The organism is Salinigranum halophilum (assembly GCF_007004735.1).
In the GTDB taxonomy this organism is placed as follows: domain Archaea; phylum Halobacteriota; class Halobacteria; order Halobacteriales; family Haloferacaceae; genus Salinigranum; species Salinigranum halophilum.
Window position 1 is genome coordinate 143046 of record NZ_SSNL01000006.1, and the last position, 20387, is coordinate 163432.

General features: G+C 67.5%; 22 protein-coding genes and 2 pseudogenes. 14 read left to right on the plus strand and 10 right to left on the minus strand.

The genetic code is table 11. The features are described 5' to 3' along the window. The first annotated feature begins 261 nt into the window (after positions 1–261). Positions 262–2103, plus strand: a complete 1842-nt coding sequence (locus E6N53_RS16060; protein WP_142860552.1) for a bacterio-opsin activator domain-containing protein — start codon at positions 262–264, stop codon at positions 2101–2103. Between the two features lie 106 nt (positions 2104–2209). On the opposite strand, the gene E6N53_RS16065 is transcribed toward E6N53_RS16060, so the two are convergent. Further along, entirely contained in the window at positions 2210–2611 is a 402-nt protein-coding gene (locus E6N53_RS16065) for a RidA family protein (protein WP_142860553.1), read from the minus strand. 108 nt (positions 2612–2719) lie between these two features. Further along, complete coding sequence (locus tag E6N53_RS16070; RefSeq protein ID WP_136601384.1) at positions 2720–3094, minus strand: rhodanese-like domain-containing protein; 375 nt, start codon at positions 3092–3094, stop codon at positions 2720–2722. A 238-nt stretch (positions 3095–3332) separates the two neighbouring features. On the opposite strand from E6N53_RS16070, the gene E6N53_RS16075 reads away from it, so the two are divergent. From E6N53_RS16075 to E6N53_RS16100, 5 genes and pseudogenes are all read left to right on the plus strand, one after another. Next, entirely contained in the window at positions 3333–4451 is a 1119-nt protein-coding gene (locus E6N53_RS16075; protein ID WP_142860554.1) for a DUF3179 domain-containing protein, read from the plus strand. After that, a complete protein-coding gene (locus E6N53_RS16080) occupies positions 4444–5052 on the plus strand; it encodes a hypothetical protein (RefSeq protein ID WP_142860555.1) in 609 nt (202 codons plus the stop codon). The genes E6N53_RS16075 and E6N53_RS16080 overlap by 8 nt, the downstream gene beginning before the upstream one ends. Positions 5053–5298: 246 nt before the next feature. Next, a pseudogene (locus E6N53_RS16090) lies at positions 5299–6018 on the plus strand (MFS transporter); the annotation flags it as partial. 161 nt (positions 6019–6179) lie between these two features. Further along, positions 6180–6626, plus strand: a complete 447-nt coding sequence (locus E6N53_RS16095; RefSeq protein ID WP_236642384.1) for a hypothetical protein — start codon at positions 6180–6182, stop codon at positions 6624–6626. A gap of 300 nt (positions 6627–6926) precedes the next feature. Further along, complete coding sequence (locus E6N53_RS16100) at positions 6927–7208, plus strand: hypothetical protein (protein ID WP_142860556.1); 282 nt, start codon at positions 6927–6929, stop codon at positions 7206–7208. Between the two features lie 110 nt (positions 7209–7318). On the opposite strand, the pseudogene E6N53_RS21655 reads toward E6N53_RS16100, so the two are convergent. The 4 genes and pseudogenes from E6N53_RS21655 to E6N53_RS16120 all read right to left on the minus strand — a co-directional run. Continuing rightward, a pseudogene (locus tag E6N53_RS21655) lies at positions 7319–7426 on the minus strand (helix-turn-helix domain-containing protein); the annotation flags it as partial. Between the two features lie 146 nt (positions 7427–7572). After that, positions 7573–8382, minus strand: a complete 810-nt coding sequence (locus tag E6N53_RS16110) for a DUF2182 domain-containing protein (RefSeq protein ID WP_142860557.1) — start codon at positions 8380–8382, stop codon at positions 7573–7575. Positions 8383–8410: 28 nt separating this feature from the next. Further along, complete coding sequence (locus E6N53_RS16115; RefSeq protein ID WP_142860558.1) at positions 8411–9025, minus strand: DUF1326 domain-containing protein; 615 nt, start codon at positions 9023–9025, stop codon at positions 8411–8413. A gap of 179 nt (positions 9026–9204) precedes the next feature. Then, a complete protein-coding gene (locus E6N53_RS16120) occupies positions 9205–9990 on the minus strand; it encodes a helix-turn-helix transcriptional regulator (RefSeq protein ID WP_142860559.1) in 786 nt (261 codons plus the stop codon). A gap of 228 nt (positions 9991–10218) precedes the next feature. Between E6N53_RS16120 and E6N53_RS16125 the strand changes: the two genes are divergently transcribed. After that, positions 10219–10518 carry a DUF7526 family protein gene (locus tag E6N53_RS16125; protein ID WP_136591057.1) on the plus strand — a complete coding sequence of 100 codons (300 nt, stop codon included), beginning with the start codon at positions 10219–10221 and terminating at the stop codon, positions 10516–10518. Between the two features lie 104 nt (positions 10519–10622). Continuing rightward, positions 10623–11174: a hypothetical protein gene (locus E6N53_RS16130; RefSeq protein WP_142860560.1), complete on the plus strand. Its 552-nt coding sequence runs from the start codon at positions 10623–10625 to the stop codon at positions 11172–11174. A 33-nt stretch (positions 11175–11207) separates the two neighbouring features. Here the strand turns inward: E6N53_RS16130 and E6N53_RS16135 are convergent, their stop codons facing one another. Further along, positions 11208–11729 carry a GbsR/MarR family transcriptional regulator gene (locus tag E6N53_RS16135; protein WP_142860561.1) on the minus strand — a complete coding sequence of 174 codons (522 nt, stop codon included), beginning with the start codon at positions 11727–11729 and terminating at the stop codon, positions 11208–11210. 156 nt (positions 11730–11885) lie between these two features. Here E6N53_RS16135 and E6N53_RS16140 point away from each other — a divergent pair, with 156 nt between their 5' ends. From E6N53_RS16140 to E6N53_RS16150, 3 genes are all read left to right on the plus strand, one after another. Then, positions 11886–12296, plus strand: coding sequence for an ArsR/SmtB family transcription factor (locus E6N53_RS16140; RefSeq protein ID WP_142860562.1), 411 nt, complete (start codon positions 11886–11888; stop codon positions 12294–12296). A gap of 240 nt (positions 12297–12536) precedes the next feature. Beyond that, positions 12537–13205 carry an AIM24 family protein gene (locus E6N53_RS16145; RefSeq protein ID WP_142860563.1) on the plus strand — a complete coding sequence of 223 codons (669 nt, stop codon included), beginning with the start codon at positions 12537–12539 and terminating at the stop codon, positions 13203–13205. 152 nt (positions 13206–13357) lie between these two features. Continuing rightward, entirely contained in the window at positions 13358–13690 is a 333-nt protein-coding gene (locus E6N53_RS16150; RefSeq protein WP_142860564.1) for a DMT family transporter, read from the plus strand. Positions 13691–14056: 366 nt separating this feature from the next. On the opposite strand, the gene E6N53_RS16155 is transcribed toward E6N53_RS16150, so the two are convergent. Then, positions 14057–14686 carry a PH domain-containing protein gene (locus E6N53_RS16155; RefSeq protein ID WP_142860565.1) on the minus strand — a complete coding sequence of 210 codons (630 nt, stop codon included), beginning with the start codon at positions 14684–14686 and terminating at the stop codon, positions 14057–14059. A 246-nt stretch (positions 14687–14932) separates the two neighbouring features. Between E6N53_RS16155 and E6N53_RS16160 the strand changes: the two genes are divergently transcribed. Both E6N53_RS16160 and E6N53_RS16165 read left to right on the plus strand, forming a co-directional pair. Further along, positions 14933–15325: a DoxX family protein gene (locus tag E6N53_RS16160; protein ID WP_136591049.1), complete on the plus strand. Its 393-nt coding sequence runs from the start codon at positions 14933–14935 to the stop codon at positions 15323–15325. 97 nt (positions 15326–15422) lie between these two features. Then, complete coding sequence (locus tag E6N53_RS16165; RefSeq protein ID WP_142860566.1) at positions 15423–16346, plus strand: TIGR03571 family LLM class oxidoreductase; 924 nt, start codon at positions 15423–15425, stop codon at positions 16344–16346. An 81-nt stretch (positions 16347–16427) separates the two neighbouring features. On the opposite strand, the gene E6N53_RS16170 is transcribed toward E6N53_RS16165, so the two are convergent. Both E6N53_RS16170 and E6N53_RS16175 read right to left on the minus strand, forming a co-directional pair. Beyond that, positions 16428–18035: a hypothetical protein gene (locus E6N53_RS16170; RefSeq protein WP_201741169.1), complete on the minus strand. Its 1608-nt coding sequence runs from the start codon at positions 18033–18035 to the stop codon at positions 16428–16430. A gap of 48 nt (positions 18036–18083) precedes the next feature. Beyond that, positions 18084–18887 carry a DUF7847 domain-containing protein gene (locus E6N53_RS16175; protein ID WP_142860567.1) on the minus strand — a complete coding sequence of 268 codons (804 nt, stop codon included), beginning with the start codon at positions 18885–18887 and terminating at the stop codon, positions 18084–18086. A gap of 162 nt (positions 18888–19049) precedes the next feature. Between E6N53_RS16175 and E6N53_RS16180 the strand changes: the two genes are divergently transcribed. Further along, the gene (locus tag E6N53_RS16180) at positions 19050–20276 is read left to right on the plus strand and encodes a Zn-dependent hydrolase (RefSeq protein WP_136591047.1); all 1227 of its coding nucleotides are present in this window, start codon (positions 19050–19052) and stop codon (positions 20274–20276) included. Positions 20277–20387 lie beyond the last annotated feature (111 nt).

Sequence of the window (20387 nt, forward strand, 5' to 3'; positions counted from 1 at the left end):
ACTCGTGAACTCATACACGTATCAGTACACACTCCCCCTCGGAGAGCGTACTACCGGTACTGTTTGGCCGGTTCAGCGGGCCGACTACCCGGGGTGTTCCGACACCGATACTGTTTGGGTGCCCCCAGAACCCGCCTGCAGTGACCGTGGTGACCGGTGTGACAGGCCGCGGCCGGGCGCGAGCCGGTCTCGGCTGTCACCGCCGGCAGGCGACTGTCGGGACCGACCGATATTTGTACGAGAGTGTGAGAGTGCCCGATAGTGAACGCGATCATCCTCGCCTCGATCGGTCTCAGGGTGGCCGGGATCGGGTACTCGCTGGTGTTGCTCAGACGCAGCGGTGACCGACGGTTCGGCTTTCTGACGGTGCTTCTGGTGCTGATGGCCGCCCGTCAGGTGCTGACAGCACTCGGGTCGACCGGGACCGGCCTCGAAGAACTCCCCGGTCTCGTCGTGAGCGGCCTGGCCGTCCTCACGGTCCACTACCTCAGCCGGTACGTCGAGGAGGAGGCGGCGGTCAAACGCGAACTCCGGTCGCTCAACGACGAACTCGCCGTGTTCGAGAAGGCCGTCGAACACGCCGGACACGCCATCTTCTTCACCGACCCCGACGGCACCATCACGTACGCGAACCCGGCCATCGAGACGGTCACCGGCTACGCCCCCGAGACGGTCGTCGGACGGAACCCGCGGCTGTGGCAGTCCGGCGAGCAGGACGACGCGTTCTACGACCGGATGTGGGAGACCATCACCGACGGCGAGGTGTGGGACGGCGAAATCGTCAACCAGGACGCCTCGGGCGAACTCCGCTGGGTGGACGTGACCATCGCACCGGTGACAGAAGACGGCGACGTGGAACGGTTCGTCGCGGTCGAGACGGACGTCACGGACCGGAAGGAACGCCAGTTACGCATCGAAGAGCAGAACGAACGACTGAGTCGGCTCAACCGGGTCAACGAACTCCTCCGGGACGTGAACCGGCGGCTCGTGACCGCGACGACGCGCGAGGACGTCGAAGAGGCCGTCACCGACCGCTTCGCCGACGATCCGTGGGTGGTGACGGCCGGGGTCGTCGACCGGACGGCGAGCGGTCGCCTCCGCGTTCGGTACGCGACGGCGGACGGGGACGCCCTCGAGACGCTCGTCGACGACGGTGAGGACGCCCTGGCGACCATCACGGCGGGGATCGACCACGGCCGGACCGGCACCACACAGTGCGTCACCGTCGTCGACGACGTCGCGGCGGTCGGCGTCGTCCCGCTCTCGTACCGCGAGACGACCTACGGCGCGCTGGTGCTCGGGGCGCGCGACGCGACCCTCTTCGAGGTGCTCAGACACGACGTGCGCGTCGAACTCGGCGAGACCGTGGGAAGCGCCATCAACGCCGCCGAACGCCGGCGCGAACTCGTCGACGAACGGGTCACCGAGTTGACCTTCTCGGTCGACGACGACGCCGACCCGCTGTTCGACCTCGCCGCCGAGACGGCGTGTGACGTCGAACTCACCCGCACGACGACGGCCGGCGCGGACGACCGCGTCTGTTTCGTCTCCGTGTCGAGCGACGACAGCGAGGCGGTCGTCGCCGCGACGGAGGCGGTCGACGGCCTCTCGGTGCCGACGGTCGTCTCCGCGACCGACGACGAGTGTCTCCTCCGGGTGTCGATGACCGACCCGCTCGCCGACACGCTGGCCACACACGGCGCGACGGTCGCCGCCCTGACCGTCGACGCCGACGAGGCACGCGGCCGCCTCGTCGTCGACGTCCCCGGCGGCGACGTTCGGCCGGTCGTCCAGGCGCTCGACGGCCAGTTCGAGACGTGTACGCTCGTCTCACGCCAGGACCGAGAGCGCCCCGTCGAGACGGCCGACAGCTTCCGGGACGAACTCACCACGGCGCTGACCGACAGGCAACTCGAAGCGCTCCGCACGGCTCATCTGGCGGGCTACTTCGAGTGGCCTCGCGAGCACAGCGGGCAGGACGTCGCCGACATGATGGACATCTCACAGTCGACGTACATGCAACACCTCCGTGCGGCCGAGCGCAAACTCACGGCGGCGCTGTTCGCCTCCGACGACGACGGCCGGTCCCTCGCCACGGCCTGACCGACGAGGGCCCTCCCGGTGGGACCGCGCGGCGTTCGCGTCGCGTCGCATCCCCGCTCCCCACGCGTGCCCTCCGGCGGTCCGAGTGAGCCGTGGAGAGGGTTCGTCACGACTCCTCGTCGACGGGAACCGCGACCTCTAGCTCTACCAGGGGTGTCTCGCTCGCGAGGCTCTCGACACCGATGGCGGTGTGGCACGGAAATGGCTCGGTCGAAAACACCGCTCGGTACACCGACTGAAACGCCTCGTAGTGGTCCTGGATATCGACGATGTAGCTGGTGACTTTCACGACGTCGTCGAGTTCCTTCCCCACAGGCTGCAGGAGCGTCTCGAGGTTCTCGAACGCCTGTCGCGTCTGCGATTCGACGTCGTCGCCGACGTAGTCCCCGTGTTCGTCCGTCCCGACCTGTCCCGACACGTAGAACGTCCCGTTCGCAACGATTGCCGGGCTGAAGTGGTGTTGAGTCGTGTCGGCTAGCCCCTCCGGGTCGATGACTCTCCGTGTCATGGCACGTCGTCGGCGACGAGCTAGATAACAGTTCGGTCGCCGCCGAGACCAGCGGTCCACGCGAGTGTCGGACGCCCCTGGGGGGCGCGCCGCCCGCCGTCCGACCGGCTACCGGAGGCTCCAGACGAGCGACCGGAGGCGGTAGCCCAGCGACCCGCGCTGATACCCCGTCCACCCGCTCATGCCGCCGAGCAGCGTCATCGCGTCGTACCCCTCGTCGCTGAGAACCTTCGTCGCCCGCCTGGCCACGACCCCCATCTTGCACACGACGACCACGTCTCGGTCCGTCGGGACGTCTCCCAGTCGGCTGCGTAGCGCCGACTCGTCGCCGCGACGCAGGTCGTTGTACACGGGGATGTTGTGGCTCCGGTCGATCGCCCCCGACTCGAACGCCGACACGGGGCGGATGTCGAGGAGAAACGGCTCGTCACCGGCCGCCGACCCCAGGCGGTCGTCCAGTTCCTCCGGACGGATACTACTCATTAGTGGAGTGTTGTATGCTCCAGACAAAACAGTGGTGTTTGTCGCCGTCGGCTCCTCCAGAGCGCGACGACTCGCGGCGATCGGTTGCATAACGGTCGTCGGCTCACCCCTGCGCGGCACCGACCCCTCACCGATACCGCCCCGTCCTCGGTACGGACTCCTCGACGGCGACAGCCCATGTGCGACCCTCGCACACGCGCTCAACGGTTAATGGCCTCTACGACGTCCGTTCGATGTGATGATGCGAGTCTCGCGCAGACAGGTTCTCGCCGCGGCGGGTCTCTCGGCGCTCGCCGGTTGTACGACTGGTGCGAGCAGTGGAGCCACCCCGACAGCGAGCGCCCGGCCCACCGACGACCCGGGAACCGAGACCGACAGCAGCGTCGAGGCCGCCGTTCCAACCGCCGCCGAACAGCTTCCGCTGCCGATGACTCCCGACGCCCTCCGTGAGAACGCTCGGTCGGGCGGCCCGCCCAAAGACGGCATCCCGTCCATCGACGACCCCGCGTTCGTCGCTGCGGACGCGGTCGACTTCCTCGCCCCGGGTGACCCGGTGTTCGGCGTCTCACACGACGGCGTCGCGAAGGCGTACCCACAGAAGATCCTCGTCCACCACGAGATCGTCAACGACACCCTCGGTGACGCGCCGGTGAGTGTCACCTACTGTCCGCTCACTGGCACGGTCCAGGGCTTCGAACGCGGTGAGACGACGTTCGGCGTCTCGGGCCGACTCATCAACAACAACCTCGTCATGTACGACCGCGCCACCGAGACGTGGTGGCCGCAGATCCTCGCCACCTCCATCCCCGGCCCCTGGAACGCGACCCCGCCGACCCGGTCGTTACGGGAGTTCCGGCTCGTCTGGACGACCTGGCAACAGTGGCGCACACAGCACCCCGAGACGGTCGTTCTCTCGACCGACACCGGACACGCCCGAAACTACGAACGCGACCCGTACGGCGGGTACAACCCGCCCAGTGGCTACTACCAGAGCGACCGACTGCTGTTCTCGGTGACCAACGACGACGACCGATTCCAGCGGAAGACGGTGGTCATGGGGGCGCGGACGCCGGACGGTGCCGTCGCGTTCCACAAAGGGGGTCTCCGAGAGAAACACCTCGTGCGCGGCGAACTCGGCACCGTCCCCGTCCTCGCGGTGTACGACTCCCGGTACGACACCGGCTACGTCTATCTGAACCCCGACGAGCGTGCGTACACAGCCGATGCTGGCACGGTCGTCGCGTCCGACGGGACGCCACACGACCCCGACGCCCTCCCGCTGACGCGCGTCCACACGTTCGACGCCATGTGGTTCGCGTGGGCCGCGTACTACCCCGAGACGGGCGTCTATGAGTGACCCGCTCTCGCTCGGTCGGCTCACCGGAGCCGTCTCACACACCCGAGACGCGACGGCGCTGACCCTCCGTCGGCGTGACGCCCAGGTCGTGCTCGCCGCTGTCACCGTCGGCTACTTCGTGGTGTATCTCTGGGCGATTGGGCATCTCGCACCCGGCCTCGGCGGCTACGACGTGACGCTCGTCGCCGACCCGCTGTCGAGACTCTTCGAACCCGCGCTCGGCCCGCTCTCGTTCACCCCAGTCGCCACGGTCGACATCGGCCCGCTGACGTACCTGTTCTCGCTCAACTCGATCATCGGACTCGCGATTGCGGTTCTCGTCGGACTGAACCTCGCGGTGACCTATCTAGCCTGGACGCAGCCGACGGCCTGTGGGCTCGGCCAGTCGTCGAGTGGGGTCATCGCGAGCCTCCCGGCTGTCCTGTCGGGCACCGCGTGCTGTGGCCCCGTCGTCCTGATCGTCCTGGGGATTCAGGCGTCGAGTGTCCTCTTGACCGCGTTCCAGTTCCTGCTTCCTGTCGCCGTCGTCATGCTCGTCGGCAGCCTCGTCCTCGTCGGGAGACAGGTCGACCCACACCTGCTGTCGTCGACCCGCGACTGACGTCGTGAGGGGCTGGCCGACCGCTTCGCCGGTGTGGTGACGTGCGTCCACAACCGACACACCGTTTATGGGTTCGGCTGCGTCGCTGCAACAGAGGCTTCCATGAGTTCACACTCTTTCTCGGCTCGGAGACGACGGGTGCTCCCGAAGATACGCCCGTGGAGACTTCGCTCCCTACGGACACGGATTCCGTGTCTGTAAAGCGCGTCGTAGAAACGGGAAGCCTCGGGGCTTGACCCCGAGGCGATTCACGGAGCCGCTGGTCTCGCAGTCGTCGGTGCGTTCCTCGCGCTCTGGGTCGAACCGGGGCCCTACCAGGCACCGGCCGCACCGTTCGACCCCGGTGCGCTGGGCCGGATGCTCAGAGACCGCGGCACGATGCTCGCCAACGGCGGCTACTTCGGCCACATGTGGGAGCTGTACGCGGTCTGGACGTGGATTCCGGCGTTCCTGATCGCCAGTATCTCGGCGAACGGGGGCGGTGCAGGTGCCTCAGAGACAGCCTCGTTCATCGCGTTCGGGACTATCGCCGTCGGGGGTGTGGGGGCCATCGTTGCTGGGGTCGCCTCCGACCGGGCCGGTCGCACCGTCGTCACGAGCGCCTCGATGGTGACGAGCGGGGCGGCGTCGCTCCTCGCCGGCTTCGTCTTCGGCTCCTCGTTGTTCGTCCTCGTCCCGTTCGTGTTGGTCTGGGGGTTCGCCGTCGTGGCCGACTCCGCGCAGTTCTCGGCCGCCGTCTCGGAACTGGCAGAGGAGTCGTACGTCGGGACCGCACTCACGATGCAGACGGCGATCGGATTCCTCCTCACGACGGTTTCGATCCAGCTCGTTCCCGTGGTCGCCGACGCCGTGGGCTGGCAGTGGGCGTTCGTCCCGCTGGCGCTCGGACCCGTGGTCGGCACCCTCTCGATGGTGCGACTCCGCGGGCTGCCGGAGGCCGAGAAACTCGCCGGCGGCCGCGGCTAACCGGAGGACCCCCGAGAAACGGACTGGCCGTTCTGCAGTTGGTGTGGCGGCTCTGAGATGTCCGTGCCCGCCAGTCGGGGATATATATGTGTCGTGGGTCGTGTGCGGGCTTCGGACACCGCCGCGGTACGGCAATGCCCGTCGCCCCCGTCGAGAAGCGTATGGCACAGCCACCTGCTGCACCGCCAGAACTCACCTCCGAGGAGATTGCTGCCCGCGTGGGCATGATCAAGAAGATGCTGCTGGTCGGCGGCCTGTTCGTCGCCGTCGGCTACCTGCTCGTCGGGAGCGCACTGTTCTTCGAACTGACGCAGTTCCACCCGTTGCTCGATACCTTCTTCGCGAGCCAGACGCAGCACAGTCTCGCCGGCGGCGGTCCTGACCGCGCTGGAGGTGCCGCGCTCAACGCCCAACTGGCGACTATCCATCAGTGGCCCTCGACGCTGCTGTGGCTCAAACTCGGCGGCGTCGCGCACATCCTGACGGGCATCTTCATCGCGCTGGCGGCCATCGTCCGCGCGCTGTCGATGATGCCCGACCGACTCGGCTCGATGATGACGGTCCACGACTCGGCACCGTCGACCGACGCCACGCCTGCTGACGACTGAGTCAATCGTCGTCAGCCTCGAAGACCGCCCGTTCGAATCAGTTTGCCACGACGCCTATGTGATAGCCAGCGTGACCAGTGGTAGGGACACCCCTCGAACCCCCCTCTCTGGGGGTGTCTCTTCCCGTGCCACTTGCACTGACAGCGGCAGTCCGACCCCACTCGCACGGTCGCGGCCCGAAGACAGGGTCGTCGAAACCTCACCGTCACCACGACCCCGGGACACGCCGTGCTGTCCTTGGCCGACGACGAAGCCGCCCTCGGTCACGGTGGAACGCGCAGCCGAGGAGATTATGGAACTGTGCTCGCAACGACAGGTGTGAACCGCCACAACGTCTTCTATGGCTGTTTGGCCATCTACGGTCTGACCTTCGGGATCGGTGCGGCCATCGACCTCCACGCTGGCCGTACGGGGGTGCCGGTTCTCGTGTCGGGCGTCGCCGGTGTTGGTATGTTCCTCGCCGCTGTGTACGAGGGGTGGACCGGTTCTGCAGCCGAGTTCGCTGTCGGCGACCTGGCGTTTTGGGCCGTGGTTGTCGGCGTGGTGGCCGTTGTGGGCGGGCACGTACTCGAGGTGGTGTAGCACTCCCACGGACACCGCCGGTTCCACGAGAACCCACCTCGCCACGACCGCCTCGGAGATCCCGGATGGCCGGCTGACCGATTCCCACGAGCCCGCGCTGTGGCCCACCGTCACGACCCGGCGGGAGCGGCCGTGTCGTCCGCCCCGACCAGTACTGCGAACAGCGTCCGCTCGGCTTTCCGAAGGTGTTGGTGAAGCGTCGAAGACGCGATGCCGAAGTCATGACGGTACTGGTGGCGGTCGACGTCGGGGTCTGCTCGCCGCGCTCTCTTTCATCGTGCTCACGCGAGGGCGACTCGGAGACGACGCTGACCGACTCACTGTCGAGTGACACGCGGGTCACGCGGCGGGCGTTCCGCGCGGGTCACCCCGCGAGCGGAAGCCCACCCATCACGAGCAGTCCCGCCCCCACGACACCGGCGACGAGTCCGGTCGCCGTCGCCAGCCGGTCGCCCCACGACACCACCCGTTCGAGCGACATGACCACGGTGATGCCGGCCATCCACAGCAGGTTCATCGAGCCCACGACGAGCATGAGCCCCATCAACGCCCAGCAACACCCGATGCAGAAGACGCTGAACCGGACGCTCAGCCGTACTGCGCCGCGGACACCGGGACGGTACTGTTCTGTGAGGAACCCGAGCGGTGACCGACAGTACTCGAGACACCGACGCTTGGCGGCGGAGAGCTGATACACGGCCACCACCAGCAGCGCCCCGCCCAACAGGACCGTTCCGCGTTCGTCGGCGACGGTGGCGACCGGCACGACGCGGTTCACCGCAAGCGGCACGATTCCCGTGAGTCCCCAGACGAACGCGTACGTCCCCATGAACGCGCCGAGCCGCGCTGTCCGTTCGGCCGTCGTCGCCCCCCGTACCGTCCCGTTGTACAGCCGGAACAGCGGGACGGTCGCGGGGTACATCATCGCGACCATCATCACGGCCCACATCAGCAGGTAGAGTCCGACACCGGACGGCCCGTTCGCCAGCGCCAGCGCCTCGGGAGCACCCGGGTCGGACATCCGCAGTCCCGCCTCCACCCCCGTCGCGGGCATCGGGAGCCACCGCTCGACGAGTACGACCCACGCCACCAGCGCCAGCGCGTACGTCGCGAGCGCGACCAGCGGGACGCTGCCGCGGTCGATGCGTTCTCTCACCCCGTCGAGTACGTGCATGCGGCTTCGCGCTCCTGACTCGTCTCGGTCACGCTCCGTACTCGAACTCACCGAAGTAGGAGTTGTTTCCGGACACGTCCCAGGCGAACTCGTCGTCGAACGAGACGGTCGCCGTCGTCGACTTACCGGTGTTCGCGGTCATCGACGGCACGGTGAGCGGATGGGGAGACACCTCCCCAGGGGTGGCCTCGAAGCCATCGATGGCGTCCGCCTCGATCGCCACGATCTCACCCGCCGCAACCGAGAGGTGGCCGTTCTCCCTGTCGTAGGTGATCGGCACCACCGCGGTGTCTTTCACCTCCTCGACGAGTTCGGCGACCGCACCCATGACACCGCCGGCCCGGCCCATGAATATCGCTTCGAGCGCGGTCGCCTGTGCGTCGCTCGCTCCCTCGTCGACGAGGACGACCAGGTCCCACCCGCCCTCGAAGAGGAGGCCCTGGTCGTAGAGGAGCACGCCCACCGTGAGGTCGCTCAGGTCGGTTCCCTCGTACACTCCCTCGTCGATGTGCCAGAAGAGGGCCGCGGTACACTCGTCGTCGTCGGGGGCCTCGTTCCACAGGCACTGACACGGTGCCGAGCAGTTGCAGGCCTCGACGAACTCTCCGCTGATGCTCCAGTCGTTCTGCGTGTCTCCTGCCATCGTGTTTCCTCCGTGTCACGAACAGCTTCGACGGGGACGACGATATAAGCGTCTAGTGAGGTTCGCCCACCTGACGCCCGACGTGCGGACGGTGCACGCGGCCCACTGCGCGCAATCGAGTGACCCCTCTCCACGCGCTCGTCTCGTAGGCCATCGCGCACCGAAGACCGAGTGGGCGACTACGGCTCGGAGACCGGTTCCGCCCCGTCGCGGCACGTCTCGAACGTGTCGACGGCCCAGCGGCGGACGCGGTCGGCGTCGCTGCAGATCAGCCCCCGGGGGTTCGCCGCCTCGTCGACGAGGCCGATTCCCACCCTGGTGTCGATTATCTGGAGAATCAACGGCACCTCCTCGGCGACGAGGAGGCTCACGCCGTCCGCCGCACGCAGGTCACGGTACACCGCTGCCATCGCGCTGTCGTTCACGAGCGTGTCGTAGACTCGCGGCGTCACCACTCCCTCAACCTCCATCCCGTCGCTGGTGACTCGTTCTCTGACGACCTCGAAGTAGCGGACCGTGACCTGCGTCGTGAGGAATCGGAGCCGGGTCCCGGCCCGCAGTTGCTGACCCGCGCGCCTGACCGGTGCCATCGGGTCGCTCTCGGTCGGCTGTACGACCTCGGCGTCGCCCAAACAGCGAACGACGGCGAAATCGACGTCCGCGGACGGGAACCACGGCATGACCTCACGCAGCGTCTCCTCGGTCTCCAGCCGCTGGAGCAGGGTCACCAACCCCTCGATGACGAACGCACCCATCGACGTGGCCTCGAAGCTGTGACCCTCCCGTCTGACCCAGTAGCGGTTCTCGAACTCGCGGAGCGTTCGACTGATCGTCGACGACGACGCGCCAGTCAGCTCCCGGAGTTCCGCACGGGTGTGTGGACCGTCGGCCAGGGCGTCGAGCACCTCCACGCGGTGTTCTGACCGGGCGAGGAATTCGACGGTTTCGAGCGACGAACCCATCATGTGTCGCCCATTGTACGTTACGTGTGCTCAAGTAGCATGTGGGTGCCCGTGTCGGTCAGGGGTCCTCGCGGACCCTGTTCGACGGCTGCCCGCCGCGATGACTGGACGTCTCCCGTCCGTGACCCTCCCGTCAGTGACGTCTCACGGGACCCGTGCCCGCGGGGCCGGCGGTCCGCGCGTCTCGCTGGATAACGCATCCTTCTTTCGTGTCGCCCCCGTTCTGTGTTCATGACCGAGACGATCACGGGAGCGGTCCTGCACGCGATTCCTCCCGACGAACTGGACGAACACGACCTGGAGCCGCGGCTCCGAGCGCTGGCCGACTCGCGCTACGTGGTCGTCCTCCGTCGCGGTGGCCACCCCTCGCTCCTGGCGCTCATCTCGGCGTTCATCCGCCGCGACCCGATCGAGGCGGTGACCGTCGTGACCGACCGGCGTCTCGAGGAGGACGACGAGGTGACGCTGACGGTCGAGCAGACGGAGCTGGCCGGCGTCTACGTCACCGCGGTCTCCGAACCGGACGCGTAGCGGCGGTCGGCGCTTCGGTTCTTCCCGTGGTCGTGCAGGGGGCGGTTCGACCTGCTCCGTCCGCAGACGGTGGAACTTTCCCACCCGGACCGAAACACCTGACAATGGCTGTGTACGAAGCGTTCGACTCCGACATCGAGGTACACGGACAGACCATCCGAACGGTGGTCGACGACGCACTGACGCGCTTCTCGCGTGAGTATCGGCAACTGGCGCTCGACGCGCTGGCCGAGAACGGGGTCGACCACCCGTCCCCGGACGAGTGGTACCCCCAGCAGGCGTGGCTGAACACGTTCGAGAAGATCGCCGAGGAGACGGAGCCCCACATCCTCGACCGGCTCGGCGAGCAGATCCCGGACGTGGTCGAGTGGCCCACCGGTGGCTCGAGCGTCGAGGACGGCCTCGCGGCGATCGACGAGGCGTATCAGCTGAACCACCGCGGGAGTTCGAGCGGAGCGTATCGGTTCGAGCGGGTCGACGACCGGGTCGGACGGGTGACGTGCAAGAACCCGTATCCGTGCCCGTTCGACCGCGGACTGATTCGCGCCGTCGCCAGACACAACGCCCCGGTCGAGTCGTTCGTCTTCGTGGAGGAGCGAGGGGAGGTGTGTCGTCGCAACGGCGGCGACGAGTGTACGTACACCGTCTCGTGGTAAGCGTTCGCGGGCAGCCGCCCGTCTCGTGGCCCCTTACTTATCCTCTGCCTGCTGCACCGCGCTGAGCAGTTCCTCGGGCGAGTGACGCGTCGCCAGTCGTAAGAGGGCCTGTAGCTGCGTGTAGGTCGCCGAGAGTGCTTCGATGTCGTCGCGAACGGACGCCGACTCAGCCGTCTCCAACTGGTCGACGTCTTCGAGCGCTCGGTCGAGCGTCCGCTGGGTCATCTCCATCTCCCGGTCGACGTACTGCTGGAGCACGTCCTGGACGACGAACCACAGGTCGGTTTCGGGGGCGAAGCGGACCCGACGACCACCGCCCTCGGACGACCGGCGGTGGACCAGCCCGAGCCGGGTGAGCTTCCGGGTCACGTTGCTGATCGTGGACTTGGCGTACCCGGTCTCTTCGACGAGGTCGGCAATAGAGAGCGGGCGGTCGGCGAAGTACAGAACCCCGTACACGCGGCCGGCGCTCCGACTGAGGCCGTATATCTCCGCCGAGCGCTCGATCGATTCGATCACGTCCTCCCTCGCGGCGGCTGCTTCGTCGTCCGTCATTGCCGGCGAACGGGGGTGATCGAGGTGTCCGCTTGTTTCTCGGCCATCACCGACACCAGGGAAGCGTAAGTACTAAATTGTTTGGTTCGTTTGTTCGGTACGAGCCGAACAAAGTGAACCTCCCGGCTCACACAGTCCCCCCAAAGACGCGAGACCATGTCACGACCCCTCCCACTTCGGCCCTCCATCGAACACACGCCGCGGTCCGAGTCGGCGATGGTCCTCGGTGACGACGAGTCCACGGCGGTCTTGGACTCGTTAGCCTCAGAGAAGGCCCGAGAGATCCTCGCTGCCCTCGCCGAACGCCCCGCCACTGCGTCGGACCTCGCCGACCGCGTGAACACGTCGCTGCAGAACGTCCACTACCACCTCGAGAACCTTGGTGAGGCGGACCTCATCACCGACGCAGGCACGTGGTACTCCTCGAAAGGCAAGGCGATGACCGTGTACGCACCCACGAGTCGGCGTCTCGAGTTTCGGATCACCACCGGAGAACAGCCCACGACCGCCCCTGTCGACCCGGGACGACCGCACCGTTCGCCTCCGTGCGGCACCCCCGACGATTGACTCGCGACCGAGACGCTCTCGCAAGCCCGTGCCGGTCGCCCGACGGTCTGGTGAGCCGGGCGGCTGGCGGCGGACCGCCCGTGTCGCTCAGCTTCGTGACCGGACGGACGCTCTCACTCGCTCGTGCCCCCTCGCGTCGTGGTCGCCGGGACCGACGAGGGTGTGAATCGCTCTCACAAAGCGGATTTTGAGTCTTCATGACGATTATCCTGACACGAAACAAACCCGTTGGCTGGAGTCATGGACCTACAAGAGTTCACCCGCTCGAGCGCGCCTGTCGACGAGAGTGACGGCTTCCAGAAGGAGAACAACCGCCTGCTGAACATCTCCCTCGACGGCACGGTGATGGTCAAGGCGGGGTCGATGGTCGCGTACACCGGTGACGTGACGTTCACGGGGAAGTCGTCGGCCGAAGGTGGGCTGACCGGCTTCGTCAAGGAGGCTGTGAGCGGCGAGGGAACGCCCATCATGGAAGCGGACGGAACCGGTCGCCTGTACATCGCCGAGCAGAGCAAGAAGATACAGATACTCGACCTCGATGCGGACGAGGCCCTCTCCGTCAACGGAGACGACGTCCTCGCGTTCGAGTCGAGTGTCGAATACGAGATCAACACCGTCAGCAGTCTCTCGGGGATGGCGGCCGGCGGCCTGACGAACGTGTACCTCTCCGGCCCCGGGGAGGTCGCCATCTCGACGCACGGTGACCCGCTCGTCATCACGCCGCCGGTGTCTACCGACCCCGACGCGACCGTCGCGTGGAGCGCTCACCTCTCGCCCTCCTTCGAGATGAACAAACGATTCGAGATCGGCCAGACCTCCGGCGAGGCCATCCAGATGGAGTTCACCGGCTCGGACGGGTTCGTCGTCGTCCAGCCCCACGAGGAGGGGTCCGTCACCCAGGCGCAGTAACCGAGACGCGCCGACGCGGCCGGTCGCCGTCGCGTCCCCGGGCCGGTCACGGCACCGCCCGGTGCGTGCGCCGTCGGTAAGGACACCCCGACGTGTCGCGCCCTGTCGACACCGCCGAAACCGTCACGAGGCGGCGACGGTAACGGGCTCGCATGCACCCGTACATCATCCTCGGAACCGCGATTCTGGCCGAAGTGATCGGGACGACCGCACTGAAACTCTCACAGGGGTTCTCCCGTCCGCTGCCGAGCCTGGGCGTCCTCGTCGGATACGGGACCGCCTTCTACCTGCTCTCGCTCGCGCTCGAGGACCTGCCGGTCGGCGTCGTTTACGGAACGTGGGCCGCGCTCGGAATCGTCGCCATCGCCAGTATCGGCGTCGTCGCGTTCGATGAGCCGGTCGACCTCGCGGGGCTCGTCGGTCTGGCACTCATCGTCGCCGGGGTGTACTGTCTCAACGTCGTCTCCGGCATGTCTGCTCACTGACACTCGAGCGTCACCTCTACCGCGCGTCCCGAAAACGGATTCCCGCTCAGTTGGCACCTCGTCGTGATGGTCCGGTTCGCCCTGTCCGGTATCGTCGAATCCCTCCCGACGGACCGACGGCGCGCGGCCGGCGTCCTCCGTGTGGCCGCGACTGTCGCCTTATCGTGTCTCCTCGTGGCTCCCCTCTTCGCCCCCAAGTTCGTCGTCGGGCGCCGACAGGACCCCGCTCCGAGCCTCGCACCACCCGCGGCTGCGACCTATCCAACCCCGCTCTCACCGCTGTCCACAGACGCTGCACCGCCGCGGCGCTCGCCGTGGACCGGCCGCGTGCCGCCGAGCGTCTCGAACACGGAACGCGGTGGCGGACTAGGCGGTCCGGTCGCGCTGCTGTTCGAGGAGCTCTCTGATACGCCGGACTTCGTCGAGGAGCGCGCCGAACTGGCCCTCGGACTCGGCTCGTGTGCTCGCCGTGACGGGGCTGTCCGCGGCGGCGTGGTCGTCGCCGTCTGTCGCCTCGGCCGGTCGCCGGCGAACCTTGCCGAGTATCTGGTCTCTGATCTCCTCGTAGTCACCGACTCCTCCGACCGTGAGCTCAGCGCCCGTCTGCCCCCCGTAGCCGGCCGTGTGGACACCGACCGACCCGGCGCCGACGAGGCGCTGAAGCGGCCCCTGCACGGCGTTGACGTTGGTAATCCGGTTGTACGGAACGGTCGTCTTCTGCTGGAAGAAGACCCCGCGCCGGTACTCGACCTCGTCGTCGGTCAGCCGATAGTCGGCCGTCCGGAAGAACGCCGGAATCCACCACGTAACGAAGCCGAACGCGACCACGACGAGCACCCCACCGGCGACGCGGACCCACCACGCGATTTCGACGAGGATTCCACTGACTGCGAGGAGGCCGATGACGGCGAGGACGAGCGCGAATCCGAACGCCTCGACGGCGAAGTAGTACCGCGTGAGTCTCTCGGGCTTGAACCACTCGTTTTCCGGTCTCATGACGGACAGGAGGCGCGCCGACGACTTGTAGCGGACCGGAGATTCCTGTGACGCGAGAACGGAACCCATCGCCGGTGTCACACCGGCCCCGCTCGCGTCGGGGCGTCGAGGGGCTCGTCGGGTCGGCCCACGTCTTCGGGCTCGATTCGAACGCCACGCCGTCTCCCGGGACGTGCCGGGTCGGTATCCCGGCAGAGACGTCGGAAAGAGGAGGCGTTAACCCGTCTGCGGTTCTCCATCCGGACGATGTCCGACTCTGACACGACCGACAACGGTGCCCCGTCGCTTCTGGGCCGACTCCTCTTCGCGAGCGGACTGGGGGCCCTCGCGATTCGCAATCTGACGAACCTCGACGGACGCATCGCCTACGCGGACGCGAAAGGCGTCCCGGCGGCAGACACACTCGTCCCCGTCGCGAGCGGGCTCCTCTTAGGTGGCAGTATCGGTATCGGCACCTGGAAACTCCCGAGGCTCTCTGCGGCCAGCGTCGCGACGTTCTTCCTCGGAGTGACGCCGCTCATGCACGACTTCTGGGCCGTCGACGACGACTCACGGGACCAGGAGCTCACGTCGTTCCTCCAGAACCTCACGCTCCTCGGTGCCGCCATCGCCTTCTTCACCCGGCCGCGCCAGGACTGAGCGCCCCCACCGCCGGCGCGGTCCGTCCACCGATGAGACTCGGAACCGACTGTGCGGGATGCGAGTGCCTATCCGTCTCCGTCTGTGAGAGCGGACCATGACGGAGTTGCCGCACGCGAACGCGGGCTACCGACGACTGTTCGACCGCGACGGGCTGTCGTTCGGCATCGGGTTCCCCCTCACGGGAGTCCGGGAGTCGACACCGGCCGTCGAGCGCGAGATGCGGCTCGCGCGTCACGCCGAGTCGGTCGGCTTCGACGGCCTCTGGGCGCGTGACGTGCCGACGTACTGGCCGCGGTTCGGAGACGCCGGCGGCGCGTTCGACACGTGGCCGCTGCTCTCGCACGTGGCCGCCGAGACCGACTCGATTGCGCTCGGGACGTCGAGCGTCGTCTTGCCACTGCGTCACCCGATCCACGTCGCCAAGTCTGCCGCGACCGTCGACAGGCTCTCCGGCGGCCGACTCGTCCTCGGCGTCGCCTCCGGCGACCGCGACCCCGAATACCCCGCCTTCGACGTCGACCCGGACGACCGAGGACAGCTGTTCAGAGACAGCGTCGATGCCCTCCGAACGCTCTGGCGTGAGGAGTTCCCGGTGCTCGACGGGCCGTGGGGACGGCTCGACGGCGAACTCGACGTCCTCCCATCGCCGACGACCGAGACGCTCCCCCTCCTGCCGACGGGAAACGCCCGCCAGTCGTCGGAGTGGATCGCCAAGCACGGCGACGGCTGGCTGTTCTACCACCTCCCGGACGACACGCTCCGGGCGCACCTCGACAGGTGGCGTACCCTCGCCGGGGACAAACCGTTCCTCATCGCGGTCCGTGTCGCACTCGCAGACGACCCCGAGGCCGACCCCGAACATCTGCATCTCGGCTACCGCGCCGGCGTCGAGTGGTTCCGGACGTACTTCCGTCGACTCGAGTCGTTCGGCGTCGACCACGTAATCGTCGGTCTCCAGGCGGACGACCCCCAGCGAGCGATGACGACGTTCGCGACCGAAGTCGTCGACGAGTGCTGAACGGGACAGACGCGGAGCCGCGAGCGGGCCCGTCCGGTCGTCCGCGCCGTGCACCGCCCGAGAGACGCCCTCACTCCCGGCTCAGCCGGCCGCTGGCGGCTCGGTCGTGGCCGTGGTCGCGTTCGTGGTCGTGGTCGCGTTCCCCTGGACGACGCGGACGCTCTCGTTACCGTACACTTCCAGCGTCTCGATGACCGTCCCGTTCGGTGCGACCCGCTCGACGACGAGCGCGGGCGTCCGCCCCGCCGTCGCCCCGTCGTCACCCGACGCCGCGGCGACACGGTCGCCCTCGAGGAAGGCAGTCACCTCGGCCGTCGTACTGACCTCGTGGACGTCACTCGACCGGGCGTTGACGAACGCGATGTAGGCGATGCCGCTGCTGTCGCTCGGAACGACCCGCACCTCCCAGTAGAGTTGGCCGTCGACGACGACGGGGATCGGCTCCGAGGGCGTGAATCGATTCCAGTCGGTCGTTCGGGCGGCCTGTCGAACGTAGTCGGTCGCCTTGCGAGCCCCGAACAGCGACTGCGACGGCGAGTAGACCGCGTACTCGCCGGTCCGACTGTCGACCGTCCAGACCTCCTTGAGCCCCTGGGCTTGCCCGTACGGTTCGACCGCGACGACGTACTCCGGTCCGTCGCTCGTGAAGACGAGGAAGGGCTGGTCGTTCCCCTCGCCGGGGACCGGTGCGACCTCGATCTCGTCTTCGTGGCTGGTGAACGTGTTGACGATGCCGTTGCGATACTTCGTCGCGGCGACCTTCTCGCGAGCCAGCTCGAAGGGGTAGAGCTTCTGCTCTCGGAGCACCGAGTGGTCGCGCGCGGCGGCGGGCGAGAGGTCTTCGATGTCTCCGTCCGGGCCGACCAACACCACGCCGCCCCACTCGGGCGTCGTGTAGGGGAGCGGCAGCCAGTGGAACTCCGGCTTCGTGTACGGGACTGCAATGTACTGTTCGTTCTCGTGGACGACCATGAACGGGTCGCCGTACGCGACCAGGTAGTTGGCCTGTTTCAGCATCGCGAACCGGTAGTTGTTGTAGAACGCGGGCCCGATTCCCTTGTCTATGTCACCGACGACGGTGTCGACCTCGGCGTTCTGCTGGGTCATGTCGACCAGGACGGTCCCGTGTTGCCGTTTGGTGTAGTGGTTGTACGCACCGTCGGGAGCCAGGGCGTACGACCAGTACGGCGTGCCGTTCCGGACGGTGATGTCACCGCCCTGAATACGATACTGCGGGAAGTTGAGCGTGTTCGAGGCGTACCGTGAGGCGACGCTCCTGGTCACCACTCGTGGCTTCGCGGGGTCGGTTTCGCTCAGACTCTCGGCCGTCGTGGCGCGCTCCATCGTCGTCTTGCCGATGTCCTCGCCGGCGAGGAAGCCGGTCAGACCCGCCCCCGCGACGAGCACGAGGACGAACACGACGAATCCGAACTGACCGCTCGCGAGTGCGCCGACGTGTCGGCGGGCGAGCGCCGCGATGCCGAGACCGACGAGCGCGGCGACCGGCAGGACCGGCGTCGTATAGAGCCCGTAGACGATGCCGTGTAGCCACGGACGGAAATACCACGCGAGGGCGGCGACGAGTATCGTCCCGACGAGTACAAGACCGGTGAACCGGCGGGGGTCGTCCGACCGCATTCGCCCGAGACGGCGTGCGACTGCGAGGAGCAGTTCATCGAGGGAGGGCATGTGTCACGCCGTCGTGGGCCGACGTGTATTACTGTGTCGTCACGGGGACTACGCCGCGGCGGTCGTGTCGCGCTCGCTTTCGGCCGAGACGGTCTCCTCTTCGGCCGGCAGGGCGAGGAGCTGGTCGTACGCCGCAGCGAGCGTCGCGAGCGTGAAGACCGTGGTCAGCGCGCTCCCGAACTGGACGAGGACGACGCCAACGACGCCGTCGACGAGCCCCCCGACACCGAACACGGCACTGACGACGAGTTCGACGACGACGACTGCGACGCCGAGCCCGAAGAGCCGAAGCCGGTGACCCCGGGTCAACGCCCAACTGCTCCGCATGCCGTCGACGAAGTTCTCGTCCTCGACGGCGACGGAGACGGTCCAGAACACGAGCGCGACGAGGAGGAAGATGCCGGGAACCACGAGGAAGACGAGGCCGACCCCGACGATGACCGCGAAGACGATGGTACCGACGAGGAAGTTCAGTCCCGGCCACACGATGTTCTGGGTGAAGTGTTCCGTCGGCAGGCGCTCGGTCTCCTCGCCCACGAAGGTCCGCAGCGCGCCGATGGTGAGGACGATCGTGGCTAACCCCGCGAGGAGCGAGACGACGGCACCCACGGCGGGTGGAACGGCGAAGAGTGCCGCACCCACCTCTCTCGACATCCCGGGACCCATTCCTCCACCGGGAGACGGGAGGCCGACGGGGAGCACGCCACGGTTCGTCACCCACCGCGCGACGCCGAGGCCGACGATTTCGGTGAGCACCGAGACGACGAACAGCAGCCCCACGAGGAGCAGGCCGTTGCGGGCGACGGTTCGGTTGACGCCTCTCTTGAGTGCGGTTTCGATGGTTACTGGCATCTCGTGTGAACGTAAAATGTCAAAGTAAAAATAACTGTGCCCCGGTTCCCTCGGCGTGAGAAGGCGAGTGGCCGACACACCGTGGCCCACCTGCGGTCGTGCGGTGGCCGGGTTTCGGTCCTCGTCCGAACAGTTATGACGCTCTCCTCGGGAGTGAGAGCCATGCTCGACATCGACGCCGACCGCCTCCGTGAGACCTTCGACGACTACGCCGACATCGGTGCCACAGAGCGGGGTGGCCTCCATCGTCTCGCTCTCACCGACGAGGACAGAGCGGTGCGCGACCGCTTCCGCCGCGACCTCGAAGCGCTCGGGCTCGCGGTCCGCGTCGACGAACTCGGGAACATGTTCGCCCGGCGCGAGGGCACCGACCCCGACGCCGACCCCGTGCTCGTCGGGTCACATCTCGACTCGCAGCCCTACGGGGGCCGATACGACGGGCAACTGGGCGTGCTCTGCGCACTGGAGACGCTCCGTGCGCTCGAGGACGCGGCCGTCGAGACCCGCCGACCCATCGAGATCGTCAACTGGACAAACGAGGAGGGCTCCCGCTTCGAGCACGCGATGCTCGGCAGCGGCGTCTTCACGGGCGTCATCTCCGCCGCCGAGGCCCTGGCCATCACTGACGACGACGGTCGAAGCGTCGGCGAGGAACTCGAACGCATCGGCTACGCCGGCGACCACCCCTGTGAGGCACACGACGTCCACGCGCATCTGGAGCTTCACGTCGAACAGGGGCCGACGCTCGAAGAACACGGCACGAGTGTCGGCGTCGTCGAGGGGGTGTTCGGGATGAGCTGGCTCGACGTGACCATCGACGGCGAGGCCGACCACGCCGGCCCGACACCCATGCACACGCGAACCGACGCGCTCGTCGCCGCGACCGACGCCATCGGCGAGATTCAGACGCTCCCCACGCGGCTCTCCGAGGACGCCGTCACGACGGTCGGCCGAATCAGCGTCGAACCCGACTCCATCAACGTCATCCCGAGCCGGGCGACCTTCACCGCCGACGTCCGGAGCTACGACGACGCGGTCGTCGACCGCGGTGTGGAGGAGATCCGCTTCGAGGTCGAGGCCGCCTGCGAGCGAATCGGTGCCTCCTTCGAGGTCGAAGAGATCTGGCGCATCCCACACACGGAGTTCTCCGAATCCGTCTGTGCGACTATCGACGCCGCCGCGGCCGAGGCCGACGTCTCCGCGGAGCGCATCGTCAGCGGTGCCGGCCACGACGCGAAGTACCTGAACGACCTGGCGGAGACCGCGATGATATTCGTCCCGAGCGCCGACGGGAAGACGCACAACGAGGCGGAGTTCACCCCCTGGGACGACGTCGTTCGCGGTGCAGAGGTGTTCGCCAACACGACGCTGCGGCTCGCCGCGGAGTGAACGATTCGACGGGCCGGGCTGCCTGGGCCGACCGGGCGTCGCGCGCGTCGCGCAGGCACCGCCGCTATTGCCTCCGGGAGGGGGTGTCGCGAGCGACGTGAGTGGACAGTT

What these genes read in the sequence shown, in the direction of transcription:
- E6N53_RS16120 (WP_142860559.1), bottom strand. Translation starts at nt 9,990, where the DNA reads ATGATGGGTTCGTCGCTCGAAACCGTCGAATTCCTCGCCCGGTCAGAA.
- E6N53_RS16170 (WP_201741169.1), bottom strand. Translation starts at nt 18,035, where the DNA reads ATGCCCTCCCTCGATGAACTGCTCCTCGCAGTCGCACGCCGTCTCGGG.
- E6N53_RS16095 (WP_236642384.1), top strand. Translation starts at nt 6,180, where the DNA reads ATGGCACAGCCACCTGCTGCACCGCCAGAACTCACCTCCGAGGAGATT.
- E6N53_RS16065 (WP_142860553.1), bottom strand. Translation starts at nt 2,611, where the DNA reads ATGACACGGAGAGTCATCGACCCGGAGGGGCTAGCCGACACGACTCAA.
- E6N53_RS16135 (WP_142860561.1), bottom strand. Translation starts at nt 11,729, where the DNA reads ATGACGGACGACGAAGCAGCCGCCGCGAGGGAGGACGTGATCGAATCG.
- E6N53_RS16125 (WP_136591057.1), top strand. Translation starts at nt 10,219, where the DNA reads ATGACCGAGACGATCACGGGAGCGGTCCTGCACGCGATTCCTCCCGAC.
- E6N53_RS16145 (WP_142860563.1), top strand. Translation starts at nt 12,537, where the DNA reads ATGGACCTACAAGAGTTCACCCGCTCGAGCGCGCCTGTCGACGAGAGT.
- E6N53_RS16110 (WP_142860557.1), bottom strand. Translation starts at nt 8,382, where the DNA reads ATGCACGTACTCGACGGGGTGAGAGAACGCATCGACCGCGGCAGCGTC.
- E6N53_RS16165 (WP_142860566.1), top strand. Translation starts at nt 15,423, where the DNA reads ATGACGGAGTTGCCGCACGCGAACGCGGGCTACCGACGACTGTTCGAC.
- E6N53_RS16140 (WP_142860562.1), top strand. Translation starts at nt 11,886, where the DNA reads ATGTCACGACCCCTCCCACTTCGGCCCTCCATCGAACACACGCCGCGG.
- E6N53_RS16070 (WP_136601384.1), bottom strand. Translation starts at nt 3,094, where the DNA reads ATGAGTAGTATCCGTCCGGAGGAACTGGACGACCGCCTGGGGTCGGCG.
- E6N53_RS16080 (WP_142860555.1), top strand. Translation starts at nt 4,444, where the DNA reads ATGAGTGACCCGCTCTCGCTCGGTCGGCTCACCGGAGCCGTCTCACAC.
- E6N53_RS16150 (WP_142860564.1), top strand. Translation starts at nt 13,358, where the DNA reads ATGCACCCGTACATCATCCTCGGAACCGCGATTCTGGCCGAAGTGATC.
- E6N53_RS16130 (WP_142860560.1), top strand. Translation starts at nt 10,623, where the DNA reads ATGGCTGTGTACGAAGCGTTCGACTCCGACATCGAGGTACACGGACAG.
- E6N53_RS16175 (WP_142860567.1), bottom strand. Translation starts at nt 18,887, where the DNA reads ATGCCAGTAACCATCGAAACCGCACTCAAGAGAGGCGTCAACCGAACC.
- E6N53_RS16115 (WP_142860558.1), bottom strand. Translation starts at nt 9,025, where the DNA reads ATGGCAGGAGACACGCAGAACGACTGGAGCATCAGCGGAGAGTTCGTC.
- E6N53_RS16180 (WP_136591047.1), top strand. Translation starts at nt 19,050, where the DNA reads ATGCTCGACATCGACGCCGACCGCCTCCGTGAGACCTTCGACGACTAC.
- E6N53_RS16160 (WP_136591049.1), top strand. Translation starts at nt 14,933, where the DNA reads ATGTCCGACTCTGACACGACCGACAACGGTGCCCCGTCGCTTCTGGGC.
- E6N53_RS16075 (WP_142860554.1), top strand. Translation starts at nt 3,333, where the DNA reads ATGATGCGAGTCTCGCGCAGACAGGTTCTCGCCGCGGCGGGTCTCTCG.
- E6N53_RS16155 (WP_142860565.1), bottom strand. Translation starts at nt 14,686, where the DNA reads ATGAGACCGGAAAACGAGTGGTTCAAGCCCGAGAGACTCACGCGGTAC.